Source organism: Heliobacterium chlorum, assembly GCF_014502795.1.
GTDB classification, from domain to species: domain Bacteria; phylum Bacillota; class Desulfitobacteriia; order Heliobacteriales; family Heliobacteriaceae; genus Heliobacterium; species Heliobacterium chlorum.
Genome location: NZ_JACVHF010000001.1, coordinates 382,720 through 396,544 on the forward strand (window position 1 = coordinate 382,720; position 13,825 = coordinate 396,544).

Annotated in this window: 11 protein-coding genes; all 11 read left to right on the plus strand. The window is 52.9% G+C overall.

The window, feature by feature from the left end; translation table 11 throughout:
- The first annotated feature begins 82 nt into the window (after positions 1 to 82).
- The 11 genes from H1S01_RS01790 (at position 83) to H1S01_RS01840 (ending at position 13,818) form a co-directional block, all read left to right on the plus strand.
- The gene (locus H1S01_RS01790) at positions 83 to 583 is read left to right on the plus strand and encodes a DUF4912 domain-containing protein (protein WP_188038399.1); all 501 of its coding nucleotides are present in this window, start codon (positions 83 to 85) and stop codon (positions 581 to 583) included.
- Positions 580 to 3,438: a 1,4-alpha-glucan branching protein domain-containing protein gene (locus H1S01_RS01795; RefSeq protein WP_188038400.1), complete on the plus strand. Its 2,859-nt coding sequence runs from the start codon at positions 580 to 582 to the stop codon at positions 3,436 to 3,438. Before H1S01_RS01790 ends, H1S01_RS01795 begins: the two co-directional genes overlap by 4 nt.
- Before the next feature lie 84 nt (positions 3,439 to 3,522).
- Positions 3,523 to 4,626, plus strand: coding sequence for a M28 family metallopeptidase (locus H1S01_RS01800; protein ID WP_188038401.1), 1,104 nt, complete (start codon positions 3,523 to 3,525; stop codon positions 4,624 to 4,626).
- Between the two features lie 11 nt (positions 4,627 to 4,637).
- Positions 4,638 to 5,657: a ThiF family adenylyltransferase gene (locus tag H1S01_RS01805; RefSeq protein WP_188038402.1), complete on the plus strand. Its 1,020-nt coding sequence runs from the start codon at positions 4,638 to 4,640 to the stop codon at positions 5,655 to 5,657.
- A 16-nt stretch (positions 5,658 to 5,673) separates the two neighbouring features.
- Positions 5,674 to 6,258 carry a UbiX family flavin prenyltransferase gene (locus H1S01_RS01810; protein WP_188038403.1) on the plus strand — a complete coding sequence of 195 codons (585 nt, stop codon included), beginning with the start codon at positions 5,674 to 5,676 and terminating at the stop codon, positions 6,256 to 6,258.
- Between the two features lie 171 nt (positions 6,259 to 6,429).
- Positions 6,430 to 6,861 carry a division/cell wall cluster transcriptional repressor MraZ gene (gene mraZ, locus H1S01_RS01815; protein WP_155474663.1) on the plus strand — a complete coding sequence of 144 codons (432 nt, stop codon included), beginning with the start codon at positions 6,430 to 6,432 and terminating at the stop codon, positions 6,859 to 6,861.
- Between the two features lie 35 nt (positions 6,862 to 6,896).
- Entirely contained in the window at positions 6,897 to 7,835 is a 939-nt protein-coding gene (rsmH, locus tag H1S01_RS01820; protein ID WP_188038404.1) for a 16S rRNA (cytosine(1402)-N(4))-methyltransferase RsmH, read from the plus strand.
- Positions 7,836 to 7,881: 46 nt separating this feature from the next.
- Positions 7,882 to 8,427 carry a cell division protein FtsL gene (locus tag H1S01_RS01825; RefSeq protein WP_188038405.1) on the plus strand — a complete coding sequence of 182 codons (546 nt, stop codon included), beginning with the start codon at positions 7,882 to 7,884 and terminating at the stop codon, positions 8,425 to 8,427.
- A 140-nt stretch (positions 8,428 to 8,567) separates the two neighbouring features.
- A complete protein-coding gene (locus H1S01_RS01830; protein ID WP_188038406.1) occupies positions 8,568 to 10,724 on the plus strand; it encodes a stage V sporulation protein D in 2,157 nt (718 codons plus the stop codon).
- Positions 10,725 to 10,823: 99 nt separating this feature from the next.
- Positions 10,824 to 12,344, plus strand: coding sequence for a UDP-N-acetylmuramoyl-L-alanyl-D-glutamate--2,6-diaminopimelate ligase (locus tag H1S01_RS01835; protein WP_188038407.1), 1,521 nt, complete (start codon positions 10,824 to 10,826; stop codon positions 12,342 to 12,344).
- Entirely contained in the window at positions 12,331 to 13,818 is a 1,488-nt protein-coding gene (locus tag H1S01_RS01840) for a UDP-N-acetylmuramoyl-tripeptide--D-alanyl-D-alanine ligase (RefSeq protein ID WP_188038408.1), read from the plus strand. Before H1S01_RS01835 ends, H1S01_RS01840 begins: the two co-directional genes overlap by 14 nt.
- Positions 13,819 to 13,825 lie beyond the last annotated feature (7 nt).

Consider the following 13,825-nt stretch of genomic DNA (forward strand, 5'->3'; position numbering starts at 1 on the left):
TTTTTTTAATCATGTAGGTTGGATGTCTTTGTTATAATGATAATTGTGATTTCGAAACTGAAGATTGGAGGAGTTACCGCCCATGACCAAAAGCTTGCCTCAAGGGTATGGCGAAGACGGCATTGGTCTGTTGGTCCAGGATCCGCACCACATCTTCATCTACTGGGAACTGACAGAAAAAACACGACAAAAAGCTTTACATAACTGGAGTCTTCCCTTTGACACTCCTTGTTTGCTGCGGGTTCAGCAAGAAGATAAGCAAGGAAAGGGTTCCTGCTGGAACAGTATCTATCAAGCAGAACTGCCACCGAGCGCTCATCGTTGGTATGTGAGCGGGCTCAGACCGGGGAAGGTCTACCGAGCCCAGATCGGACTGCATAACGGTCAAGGAGAATTTATCGCCGTTCTCGGTTCTAAAGGTGTACTGACACCTCCCGTTCAGCCTGTCGGTCCTTGGAATACAGGCCGGCCCGTGGCTGTCTGTGGCGGTGCAGAGCCGATTGAATTAGAAGACCTTCCACCGGCAGAGTCCATCAGTTCGACCTGCTTTTACGAAAAAAGTGCCGGGGGGAGTTCCCGATGAAGGCGATGGTAAAGGAACAAAAAGGATACTGGGCCCTTGTCCTGCACGCACACCTGCCTTATGTGCGACATCCAGAACTGCCCCAATTTTTAGAAGAACGATGGCTCTTTGAAGCTCTAACCGAGTGTTATCTGCCTCTGACCGAGTCTTGGCTGCGCTTGCGGGAAGAAAAAGTCGACTTTTGTGTCACTTTATCGGTAACGCCTAGTTTGGCTGCCATGCTGACAGACAACCTGCTGCAACAGCGTTATCGGGAACATCTCGATAAGATGTTGCAACTGGCCGCCCTTGAAGAAAAACGCACAGCCGAAGACGAGGACTTTGCCCTGCTGGCTGCCTTGTACCGCCGAAAACTAGAAGGGGCACGGCGGCTCTTCCAAGATGAATGGAACAGCCAAATCACGGAAGCTTGGAAATCGCTGGCCCAAAGCGGTCATCTCGATCTATGGACATCGGCAGCCACTCATGGCTTTCTTCCCTATTTGACAGAAAGCAGTTGGACACCGCAGATTCGCACCGGTGTCCGCCAACACAAAGCCATCTTCGGCATGGAACCGCACGGTCTATGGTTGCCTGAATGCGCCTATGCGCCAGGGCTAGAAAAGGTGCTGGCTCAGGAAGGGGTCTACTGTTTTGTCGTCGATACAGGGACTTTCCGTAATGCCCATCCCGGGCCGGCCAATCTTTACCAGCCCTTAGACGTGGGTGCTCAAGTCTCCGCCTTCGCCCGGGATCCTGAGACGTCCCACCAGGTCTGGGATAAAAAATCGGGTTATCCCGGCGACTATGACTATCGGGAGTTTTATCGTGATATCGGCTATGACCTGCCCTTCGAAACGGTGGCCCCTTTCCTCAGCGGACCAGACCCGGGGGATACAGGATTTAAATATTATCGCATCACCGGAGATACTGATCAGAAAGAAGCCTACTGCCACGACCGGGCCATGGAAAAAGTCAATGCCCATGCCGATAACTTTGTCTTCAACCGGGAAGCACAAACTACCTACTGGCGCGATCAGATGGATCTCCCGCCTATCGTGGTCTCCCCCTATGACGGAGAACTCTTCGGCCACTGGTGGTATGAGGGACCTGACTTTCTGGAAGCGGTCCTTCGCCGTCTCGCTTCTCCTGAAACGACCGTACAGATGACTACACCCCGTCGCTACCGGGAGACCTACGGACCCGGTCCGAGCGGACCGATCGCCTTCAGCACCTGGGGAGAAGATGGCTACGGAAAAGTCTGGCTCAACCCCGCGAACGACTGGATATACCGTCACTTGCACCGGGCCGAGGCAGAAATGGTCGCTCTGGCGAAAGCTTTTCCTCAAGCCCAACCTGAGATAAAAAAAGCCTTACATCAAGCGGCGCGGGAGCTGTTGCTGGCACAATCGAGCGACTGGCCATTTATCATGCACACCGGAACAACTGTCGAATACGCCACCGGTCGACTGGAAGAACACTTGCAGTTGTTCTGGAAGTTGGCCCGATCCCTGCGCAGCGGGCAAGTCGATGAGACTGCCTTGTCTGAGGCTGAATGGAAGCATCCGATTTTTCGAGATATCGATTACTGTGATTTTGCCGGAGTCCCGGAACCTGAAGGTAAGTCAGTTCTCTCGCAAAAAGGGTCGAAACCGATCGGACCGATCTGGATGCTCAGTTGGGAATATCCGCCTCGGGTGGTAGGCGGCTTAGGCCGCGCCGTGGCCGACCTGAGTAAAGCCTTAGCCGCTCGAGGTGTGCCTGTCAAAGTATTTACCTGTGCCGTCCCCGGTTGTCCCGACCGAGAGGTGATCGATGGGGTCACTGTCATTCGCCTGCCTGTCCCCGGAACGGCGAGCGACGATTTCCTAGGTTGGGTATGGCGTTTCAACTTCGCCCTGCTCTCTGGGGTTATCGCCGAATCGGCTTCAGAAAAGCCGGCTCTCATCCACGGCCACGATTGGATGGTCGGTATGGCTGCCAAAGAAATCCGGCGCTTGCTCCAGGTGCCCTTGGTCGTCACCATCCACGCTACTGAGCACGGCCGCCAGCGAGGGATCTGGAATGACCTGCAGCGCAGCATACACAATGAAGAAACAGACCTGTCGAACGCTGCTGATGCGCTTATCGCTTGTTCCAATTATATGGCCAAAGAGATCACGACGATCTTTTCGACTCCCTGGGCGGAGATCGCTGTCCTTCCCAATGGCGTCGATCCGGCGAATCTCATGGCGAAACCCGGAAAAGGGTACGGGATGGAGAAGTTTTGCGGTCCTGGCGATGAAACCATCTTCTATGTGGGCCGGCTCGTTCCCGAAAAAGGTGTTCAATGGTTGGTTGAGGCCATGCCGAACATCCTCAGTCAACGTCCTCAGGCTCGCTTGATTATCGCCGGCAAAGGTCCTATGATGGAAGAATTAAAAGAGAAGGCTCTCGCTCTCGCTGTGGAGCACCGGGTTTCCTTCGCTGGTTTTGTCGACGATGACAGCCGGAACCGTCTCATCAGTTCAGCTCAAATCGCCGTCTTCCCGAGCCTCTATGAACCTTTTGGGATCGTCGCCTTGGAAGCCATGGCCGCCAATACACCGGTCATCGTCAGTGATACAGGCGGTCTCGGTGAGATCATCCGCACCGGGGAAAACGGCATCAAAGTCCCTCCCGGCGATGTACAAAAATTGGCTGAAGCGGTCATCGCCATGTTACAAGACCGAGAAGGTGCCAACAAAATGGCTGAAGCGGCCCGTCAGGACGTAGACCAAATCTACTCTTGGGACGTTATCGCCGAAGAGACCATCAAAACATACCAACGAGCCATCCTTAGTTTTGGCACCTTTGGATTTCTCGCTGTCGAACCGGCAGATGAGATGGTAGGTTAACCAGAAGAACAGACAGAAAGCGGGGCCTGACACCCTTTGGCGACAGGCAGGAAACGCCCAAACCCCTGGGGAGAAGAGCCCCCTTTGGGCAGCAAGACAGAACAGAATATTCGAGATAAAGCCAGCGGCACCATGAGCCAAGAGAATAAGGAACAAGAGCCTCAGGCGAAGGTTACCCTCAACCGCCGTCGTTTTTTCTACGGAGGAGCAGCAGCACTGTCCCTTTTGTCCAGCTTGTTCTGCGCCTATTGGCTGAATAAGCAAAAAGGACCGACTGCTCTTCCGGCGATCACAGATCTACCTGATTTGCCGGACCGACGGCTTGACCTCACTCGAATGCGCAACAATATTTCCATTTTAGCGCAAAAGGATTGGGAAGGAAGATTAGCCGGCAGTCCAGGGCAAGCCAAAGCCGGTGAATATGTGGCACGGCTTTGGAGCAACTGGGGCTTAAAACCGAAAGGCGACGGGGAGACCTTCTTTCAGTCATTCCCCGTCCCAGCCTTCTCTCTTTCCCCGGTAAACGGCCGGATGCACCTCGTGGCGGGGGAGAACAAAGGTAATCTAACTGACAATCTCATCGGTATGATTCCTGGCAGGGATCCGGCACTTCGCCATGAAGTGGTAGCCCTTTCAGCGCACTATGATCATCTGGGAAAATGGGATAATCAATTCTATCCCGGTGCGAATGACAATGCATCAGGAGTAGCTGTTCTCTTGGAAATAGCCAAGGCAGCCGCTCAATCGCCCCCCCGGCGAAGCCTGGCATTCTTCTTGTTTTCCGGTGAAGAAGGCGGGTTGATCGGGTCAAAGTATTATGTGGAACACCCTTCAATTCCCCTGGAATCAATGATCGGACTGGTGAATTTAGACACCGTGGCGAACGGTGATAAGGGTGATTTTATTTACTGGTCTTCTGGGAACCTACCTTGGCGTGGAGTGATGGAGGAAGCAGCCCGGGCTGCAGACATCCGGTTGCAGCCCCAAGAACGGGGAATGCACAACAGCGATCATTTCCCCTTTGCTGAAAAGGGAGTACCTGCCATAAGCGTCCTCTCGGGTACATGGCTCGAAGACAACCATACCCCCGGCGATACCCTTTCGATCATTAACACAGAAAAATTGCAGAAAATCGCTGAATGGAGTTGGCGACTCGTCTACACGTTAGCAGAATCAGCAGGCAAATAGGCGGTGTCAGGATGGAACGATATCTAAAGCAAATCCGGTTTTCAGGTGTAGGCGAAGAAGGGCAACGGCGGCTTTTATCATCGAAAGTGCTTATCGCCGGTATGGGGGCATTAGGTACCCACCTAGCCAATGCCTTAGCCCGAGCCGGCGTCGGTCATCTCCTGCTGGCAGACCGGGATTATGTAGAAAAATCGAACCTGCAGAGACAGGTTCTCTATGATGAAGATGATGTAGAAAGGACAATGCCCAAAGCGATCGCCGCAAAAAAGAAGCTCCAGTCCATCAACTCAGAAATCAACATCGAAGCGGTCGTAGCCGATCTAGGGTGGTCTAACCTGGAACCACTGCTAGAGGGCGTTGATCTGGTCGTTGACGGCAGCGACAATTTTGATCTGCGCTTTTTATTGAACGATGCCTGTGTTCGCTCAGCGATTCCCTGGATTTACGGCGGTGTGACCGGTGCTCATGGGATGGCCATGGTCGTACTGCCGGAACAAGGTCCCTGTTTGCGTTGTTTAATGCCCAACCCGCCTGCCCCTGGCACCATTCCCACCTGTGATACGGCTGGCATTCTCGGCCCTGCTATCCAGATGGTGACAGCCTTCCAATCGGTGGAAGCGATCAAAGTGCTGACCGGTCGAGTGCAAGACTTGTCCCGCGGTCTTTTTTCGGTGGACTTGTGGACAAACCGGTACGATTTGATCGATTTGTCCGAAGCGCGCAGAACTGACTGTCCGGCCTGCAGTCTCCGTGAGTTCCCTTTCCTGGAAGGTAAGGAAGAGATGCAAGTCATCGCCCTTTGCGGCTCCAATTCTGTACAAATTACCCCCGCCAGGGGAGCAAAGCTGAGATTGGATGACATCGCAGAGCGTCTGAAGGTTCTAGGCAAGGTCCAGCAGAACCCCTACTTATTGAAGGTTTCGATAGAACAAATGGAAATAATTCTCTTTGGTGACGGCCGGGCCATGATCAAAGGAACCCAAGATCCCCTGGCGGCAAAGGCATTTTATACTCGTTACGTTGGAACTTAGCAGGAGACAGCACGCAATGAGCAATCACCAGCAAAAAGATTATCGCCCCGACTGGGTCGTCGGGATCACCGGTGCCAGCGGCTCCATATACGCATTACGCCTCCTTGAAGTCATGGCGGAGATGGGCATGCGGCCCCATCTAGTTGTCTCCGAGGCCGGTGAGCGGGTGATCCGGGAAGAAACGGAAAGGACACTCTCTGATCTGGCTAAGCGTTACCCCCTTTACGACGTACGAGACGTAGGTGGACCCATCGCCTCAGGCTCTTTTCCAGCAGCAGGGATGATCGTCATTCCTTGCTCCATGCATACTGTGGCAGCGATGGCGATGGGACTAGCCGATAACTTGTTAACCCGTGCCGCCGATGTGACTCTGAAAGAAGGCCGCCCCTTGATCGTGGTACCTCGGGAAACGCCGCTTCACCTCATTCACCTGGAAAACATGGGACGGCTGGCCCAAGCCGGTGCCCGTATCGTGCCTGCTATGCCAGCCTTTTACCACCAACCGACGACTCTCGTCGAACTGATCGATTTTGTCGTCGGAAAAGTGTTGGATCAGGCCGGGATCTCCCACCAGCTTTTTAAAAGGTGGGGGATTGAGTAAAGTCCAAACAAACGATTTTACGGAAGGACCTTCGGTACCCCATGTTGGGACCGGGGTCCTTTTTTCGTGTATACCCTAAAATTTTCCTCATATCAGGGTGAAAAGGGGTTGCAATATGGAATGAAGTGGTGTACGGTGGTAGAAAAGTGGTTTAAAGTGGTGGACTAGACCATGCTGATGGGGGAATACCAACATACCATCGACCCAAAAGGCCGGTTGTTCATGCCGGCAAAACTTCGGGAAGCACTTGGAGAAAAATTTATCGCCACCAAGGGCTTAGATGGTTGTTTGTTTGTTTATCCCCCGGAAGAGTGGAGACGCTTAGAAGAGAAGCTAAAAGGGCTGCCTTTTACCCGAGCTGACGCTCGCTCCTTTCAGCGCTTCCTTTTCTCCGGTGCCTCAGAATGTGAAGTGGACAAGCAAGGACGGATCCTGCTTCCCAGTCACCTTCGTGAGCACAGCGCATTGGAAAAGGATGTCGTCATCATCGGTGTAGGTACCCGTGTAGAAATTTGGAGCGCCGAACGTTGGCGTGAGTACAACGATAAAGCGGCAGCGACTTATGAAGAAGTCGCCGAAAAACTGATCGACTTTGATCTATAAGCGAGGCAAACCGCAGATGGAGGGTTTTTGCCGACATGGAATTTCATCATATCCCCGTTTTGCTTGAGGAAGTATTGGAAGGCTTGCAGCCCCGTCCTGATGGGCTCTATCTCGATGGTACCGTCGGAGGGGGCGGGCACAGTGCCGCCATTTTGGAAAAAACAGCGGGGCAGGGGAGGTTGATCGGCCTCGACCAAGACCCGAGAGCGCTGGCGGCAGCGCGAAAAAAGTTGGAGAAGTTTGCTGACCGGGTCACGCTGGTACGGAGCAATTTTCGCCGCTTGGGGTCTGTCGTGGAGGAATTAGGCCAAGCAGGGAAAGTCGACGGGATTCTTCTCGACATCGGTGTCTCATCCCATCAACTGGATGAAGCGGAACGAGGGTTTACCTATCGTGCGGAAGCTCCGCTCGATATGCGCATGAATCCCGACGGGGCTGTCACGGCTGCACAGATACTCAATGAATACCCAGAAGGGGAGATCTCCCGGATTCTTTGGGAGTATGGCGAAGAGCGGTGGTCCAAACGGATCGCCCAATTCATCGTCAATCGCCGGGCAGAACAACCGTTAGTTTCGACGGTCGACCTTGTCGATGTGATTCGTGCGGCGATTCCCGCAGCAGCCAGGCAGGAAGGTGGTCATCCGGCCAAGCGAACCTTCCAAGCGCTGCGCATCGCCGTCAATGACGAATTAGGGGCTCTTCAAGAGGCCTTACCGGCTGCCCTTGATGCGTTAGCTCCTGGCGGACGACTGGCCGTGATCAGCTTTCATTCCCTAGAGGATCGCATCGTCAAAAACTTTTTCTCTGAACAAGCGAAGAGCTGCACCTGTCCCCCCGATATGCCTATCTGTGGCTGTGGGAAAAAGGCTCGTTTGAAAATCATCACTCGCAAGCCCGTCACCGGTTCAGAAGAAGAGATAAAGACCAATCCCCGTTCCCAAAGTGCGAAATTGAGGGTGGCTCAAAAAATATAAAGGACCTGAACATGGATGTTCTGCTGGACAAGGAGGTTGAATAAGCTTGAAACAAGCCACTGCTCCTGTGTACGACTATCAAGAAGAAGTCCTGCAACCGTCAGTACAACCGTCGATAGAGCCTAAAAAAGAACGACGAGTAAAACAAGGCATAAGCGGTAAGACAAAACGGAAAGTTATCGCCAGCACCATCGCTGTCATGGGTTGTGGACTCTTCGTCGGCTCTCAATACGCTGTCGTCGCCTACCAAGCCCAGCACGTCATGGAATTGCGCCAGGAATTGACGAAAGAGAAAAATTCTTTAGACTATCTTCGGGTGGAAGTTAACCAGTTAAAGTCTCTTGAGCGAATTGAAAATATCGCCGTCAATAAGTTGGGTATGAAGACACCAGAAGGCACGAAGATGATCGCTATTCAATCCCAAAGCAGAAGCGATAAACCGGCCCATTTAGCACAGGAACAGACACCTCCGGAATCAGAAAAGAAGGGCATCGATGCCTCGCTCCAAGAGACAGATGTAGCCGTTGGCACAAATCCTTTAGTGGCAACAATTACGAAAGCCTTTCATAAATTAAGCGGCGGTTTGCTTTGACGTAAAAATGTAACTATTGCCCGCAGTGAGAATTTGACCCTATAATGATAAGCGTGGACCGTCGGGCGATCTGGTGCCGGGCAGTTCCTCCCGGGATATCCTGGGGGGATTTGGTTTTTTTAGGGTAAGGGGAGGATAACGTGTTCGCCACACCGGTACAGGTGCGCAAACGATCGACCCATATTTTGATCGGCTTTACCGCCTTGGTCTGCATCCTTATCTTGCGCCTTTTTTGGGTACAGGTGGTGAATGGATCCTTTTATGCCGAGAAGGCCGAAGATGTTCGCATGAGAGAATTGCCGGTAGAGGCAAAACGGGGAACTATCTACGACCGGAATATGAATTCATTAGCCGTCTCGGTCAGCGTAGATTCCGTCGTCGCCAACCCGGCAGAAGTGAAAAAAAATAAAGAACCAGACCAACGGGCCATCGCCAACGAACTGGCTCGTATTCTCGAAATGGATCCGGAAAAGGTATTCCAGACGATTACGAAGGCCAACTCAGGATTTGTCTGGGTCAAACGCAAGGTAGAGCCCGATAAAATTGAACAACTGCGGAATTCAACAGTAAAGCTGAACGGCATCAGCTTTATCCCGGAGAGCAAACGCTTTTACGAAAAAGGTAAACTAGCTGCCCACATCTTAGGTTTTACCGACACAGACGCCCGTGGCATCGAAGGGCTGGAGTTGATCTTTGACAAAGACTTGCGCGGTCTTCCGGGGAAACTGGTCGCCGAATATGACGCCAGAAACCTCGAGCTGCCGCAAGCTCAACACGCTTACGTTAGACCTATCGACGGGCATAGCCTGGTGTTGACGATCGATGAAACGGTCCAATATATCATTGAGCGGGAATTGGATAAACTGGACCGGGAGAGAAAGCCCAAAGGCGCCACCATCATCGTTATGGACGTTAAAACAGGCCGCATTTTGGGAATGTCCAACCGACCCACCTATGATCCGAACGAGCGCGACAAGTATCCCGATACGGCCAGACGCAACCGGGCCATCAACGACGTCTATGAACCAGGATCTACCTTTAAGATCGTGACGGCTAGCGCCGCCATCGAAGAAGGTGCCGTCAAGGATACGGACAAATTTTACGATCCCGGCTATGCAACCATCGGTGACCGCAAAGTTCGTTGCTGGAAACCGGACGGTCACGGGTCACAGACGTTTCCAGAGGTCGTCCAGAACTCCTGTAACCCCGGTTTTATTCAAATCGGCATGAACCTGGGCGTTGAAAAGTTCTATAATTACCTGCTTGCCTTCGGCTTTGGTTCTCCGACAGGTATCTCCATGAACGGCGAGGCTGCAGGGATCTTGGTACCGAAGAAAACCGTTAAACCGATCGACTTGGCCACCATGTCCATCGGTCAGGCGAACGCCGTCACCCCGATTCAACTGATCACGGCTGTCTCCGCTGTGGCGAATGGCGGCAAGTTGATGAAACCGCAGCTGGTAGAAAAAGTCCTCGATTCCCAAGGAGCGGTCATTCAAACCTTTGAACCTGAAGTGGTGCGACAAGTCGTTTCCAAAGAAACGGCCCAAAAGCTGAACCTGATCTTGGAGACAGTCGTATCGAAAGGGACTGGGACGAACGCCTACATAGAGGGATACCGAGTCGGTGGAAAAACGGGAACGGCTCAAAAAATCAAGCCGAACGGCGGTTACATGGAAGGGGAATATGTAGTCTCCTTTGTCGGTATCGCTCCGGCTAACGACCCTGCTGTAGCTTGTCTCGTCGTTGTGGACGCTCCGCAAGGAGTCCAGCAATTCGGCGGTCTCGTAGCCGCTCCTGTCTTCAAAAGCGTCATGACCGATGTGCTACGTCATCTGGGCATTCCGCCTCAAATGAATACAGGCGAAGCGCCTGCGGCGGCGACGAACCAAGTAGAGGCTGTCGCTGTTCCGCAAGTGACCGGTATCGGTGTAGATGATGCAGAAGACCGCTTGCTCCATGTGGGCTTGGGAGTCGCTACCGAAGGTTTTGGTACCCGCGTCGTGAACCAGCTTCCCCAACCAGGAGAAAAGGTAACTCCACAGACGACGGTAGTCCTTTATCTGGCGGAAGATGACAAAACGGCTAAAGTCAATCCGGGCACACAGGTCGAATGTCCTGATCTGCTCGGCAAAGGAATCAAGCAGGTCGGCGATACGCTGGCGAAGTTAGGCTTATCCTTTGAACCAGTCGGTACAGGCGTCGCCAAAAGTCAGAGTTACAAAGCTGGCACCAAATTACCGGTCGGCACTGTCGTACGGGTTGAATTCGTGCCAGCGGATGAAACGGGCCCATAGCGGCAATGATGATTAATACATAGAAATAAATGGGTGCATCGGCAGTTCTCTGACGGTGCACCCAATTTGCGGGAATTGGCGGTAGGAGGGACCATTCCAATGGAACTAAGCAAAATCCTGGCAAATGTAGAGGTTAGAGAAATCAGATGGACAGGAGAAACAGATGATCTCCAACGCCTGATGCAATCCAAGCTAGAAATCTCGGGCCTCGCCTATGATTCACGGCAAGTGGCACCGGGCTTTCTCTTTTTTTGTATTCCCGGGCAAAAAACGGACGGCCATAACTACGCTGCCCAAGCGGTCGAACGAGGTGCTGCTGTTTTAGTCGTGGAACGATTTGTCGATCTGAAGGTGCCTCAAATTCGAGTCTCCTCAACCCGAGAAAGCCTGGCCTTAGCCGCAGGATCTTTTTACGGCCATCCGTCAGAGCAGTTACTGATGATCGGCGTCACCGGGACAAACGGCAAAACGACGACAACCTATATGATCGAAGCGGTGCTGAAAGCCAAAGGCTATTCTGTCGGCGTCATCGGTACGATCGGGAACCAACTCGGCGAAAAAAGATGGCCGGCAGGTCACACGACTCCGGAGTCTCTAGATCTGCAAAAACTGTTGGCTGAGATGCGGGCTGACGGAGCCGATGCGGTCGTGATGGAGGTTTCGTCCCATTCGCTCGATCAGCATCGGGTCCTCGGTGTGAACTTTGATATTGCCGCCTTTACCAACCTTACGCAGGATCACCTCGATTATCACCAGACCCTGGAAAACTACAGGGCCGCGAAGGGAAAACTCTTTCGAGAATTAGGTCAAAAGGAAACAAAGAAAGGTATCCTAAAGCGAGCCGTCATCAATGCCGACGATCCGAGTGCCGACTACTTCCTGCAGGTCAGTTCTGTGCCTTCCGTAACTTACGGTGTGGAAGAGGACGCCGCCATTCAGGCGAAGGACTGGGACGTTACCCCTCAAGGTGCCCGCTGCACCGTCCAGTACCCCGGTGGTACTGTCGACATGACCTTACAATTAACGGGCCGCTTCAATATTTCCAACAGCCTCACCGCCTTTACGGTAGGCTTCATTGTCGGTATGGAACCGGAGCAAATCGTCGAGGCTTTGCAGTCCCTGCGAGGCGTACCGGGCCGCTTTGAAAATGTCGATCAAGGCCAGCCCTTTTCGGTGATTGTCGACTATGCCCATACGCCTGACGGCCTCGTCAATGTGCTCAATACGGCAGAAGCCTTGGCGGAAGGGAAGATCGTCACCGTATTTGGTTGTGGCGGTGATCGGGATCGGACGAAACGACCGATCATGGGGGGAGTGGTGGCCGAAATGAGCGACATCGCTGTCGTTACTTCCGATAACCCGAGAACGGAAAATCCGCATCAGATCATCGAGGATATTCTCCCAGGAGTGCAAGCTGTACCTGGAATTGAATATAAGGTGGAACCGGATCGCAAGCAAGCCATCGCTCTGGCTCTGTCCATGGCGAATCCGGGTGATTTGGTCATGATCGCCGGGAAGGGCCATGAAAACTATCAAATCGTTGGAAAAGAAGTACTGCCTTTTGACGACCGGGAAGTGGCCCGGCAGGTATTGCGGGGTATGGGTTATGATCGGTCTTAATGCAGCGAAAGCCGCCCGGTGGATGGGCGGAAAAATAGTAGGTAATCCCGATGCTGCCCTGTCCGGCGTGGCCCGCATAGACAGTCGTCTTGTTGAAGCAGGTGATCTCTTTTTCGCTCTTCCAGGAGAGAAAGTGGACGGTCATGACTTCCTTCCCAAAGCGCTGGCGGCAGGTGCAACGGCTGCTGTTGTCACTCAGCTGAGAGAGGATTGGCAGCAATTCCTGTCACCGGAACAAGCCCTTATCATCGTCGATGATGGAATCAAAGCATTACAAACTTGTGCTAAGGCATATCGTCAAGAACTTTCTCTTCCTGTCATCGCTGTGACCGGATCTACCGGCAAGACATCGACAAAGGATCTCTTAGCTTCGGCCCTCAGTTGTTCTTTTGACGTGATGAAAAACCCAGGGAATTTTAACAATGAAATCGGCTTGCCCTTGACGGTGCTCTCCGTTCAGGCTCACCATCAGATCCTAATTGTCGAAATGGGCATGCGCGGTCCTGGGCAGATCGAAGCCCTCTGTCAGATCGCCCAGCCTGTTGTAGGTGTACTTACCAATATCGGGCCTGTTCATATGGAACTGCTCGGCAGCATGGAGGCCATAGCCCAGGCTAAGGGTGAACTGCTGCAATCGTTGCCGGAAGAGGGTATCGCTGTTGTCAACGGAGAGGATTTTCTGGCTGTGGAACAGTCAGTGCGCCAGGCACAACGGTCGATTTACTACGGAACATGTCAGAAAAACTTAACCCTTACGCTTACGAAAGCGATACCGCCGTCTTCAGACAAAAGGGTCGAGGTGGTATGGGCGAAAGATATTAAACCGCTCGGTGAAAAAGGTTCAAAGGTTTCGGCGAATGTCGGTCTTTTCCATATCGGCAGCGGCGAATGGCACCTGAAGGAAGCCATAGATTTTCACCTACCCTTGCCCGGGAGACATCAGGCTGCCAATGCCCTCGCTTCCCTGGCTGTAGCCTGGGGATTGGAAGCCGATTTAACTGCTGTGGCACAAGGCCTGACAAATGCTCAACTTTCATCGTTGCGCTGGGAAACATGTCAGCTCAAAGACAATATGACCATGATAAATGACGCCTACAACGCAAACCCTGCGGCCATGAAAGCGGCCTTGACGACAGCTGTGGAGATCGCTGCTGCACGGAGAACGGTGGCCATCCTCGGCGATATGTATGAGTTGGGGGAGGAAGCCGGTCGATTCCATGAAGAAGTTGGTGCTTATGCAGCCCAGGCAGGTGTAGGCCTTCTGATTACGGTAGGACCTTTAGGCTCTCAGATCGCCGAGGGAGCCCGTAGCGCCGGAATGGTTGACGGTGCTGTCCTGCACTTTGACGAAGTTGAAAAGGCGGCGGAAGCCGTAAGAGGATTGCTTGGCTCTGGTGACGTAATTCTGATAAAAGCCTCCAGGGGTATGCGGTTGGAACGGTTGGCCTCCGCCTTGTCTGATGGGCTGAGATAAAAGGGGA

Coding starts and splice junctions, on each gene's coding strand:
- H1S01_RS01840 (WP_188038408.1), top strand. CDS start 12,331: ATGATCGGTCTTAATGCAGCGAAAGCCGCCCGGTGGATGGGCGGAAAA.
- rsmH (WP_188038404.1), top strand. CDS start 6,897: ATGGAATTTCATCATATCCCCGTTTTGCTTGAGGAAGTATTGGAAGGC.
- H1S01_RS01790 (WP_188038399.1), top strand. CDS start 83: ATGACCAAAAGCTTGCCTCAAGGGTATGGCGAAGACGGCATTGGTCTG.
- H1S01_RS01810 (WP_188038403.1), top strand. CDS start 5,674: ATGAGCAATCACCAGCAAAAAGATTATCGCCCCGACTGGGTCGTCGGG.
- H1S01_RS01795 (WP_188038400.1), top strand. CDS start 580: ATGAAGGCGATGGTAAAGGAACAAAAAGGATACTGGGCCCTTGTCCTG.
- H1S01_RS01805 (WP_188038402.1), top strand. CDS start 4,638: ATGGAACGATATCTAAAGCAAATCCGGTTTTCAGGTGTAGGCGAAGAA.
- mraZ (WP_155474663.1), top strand. CDS start 6,430: ATGCTGATGGGGGAATACCAACATACCATCGACCCAAAAGGCCGGTTG.
- H1S01_RS01835 (WP_188038407.1), top strand. CDS start 10,824: ATGGAACTAAGCAAAATCCTGGCAAATGTAGAGGTTAGAGAAATCAGA.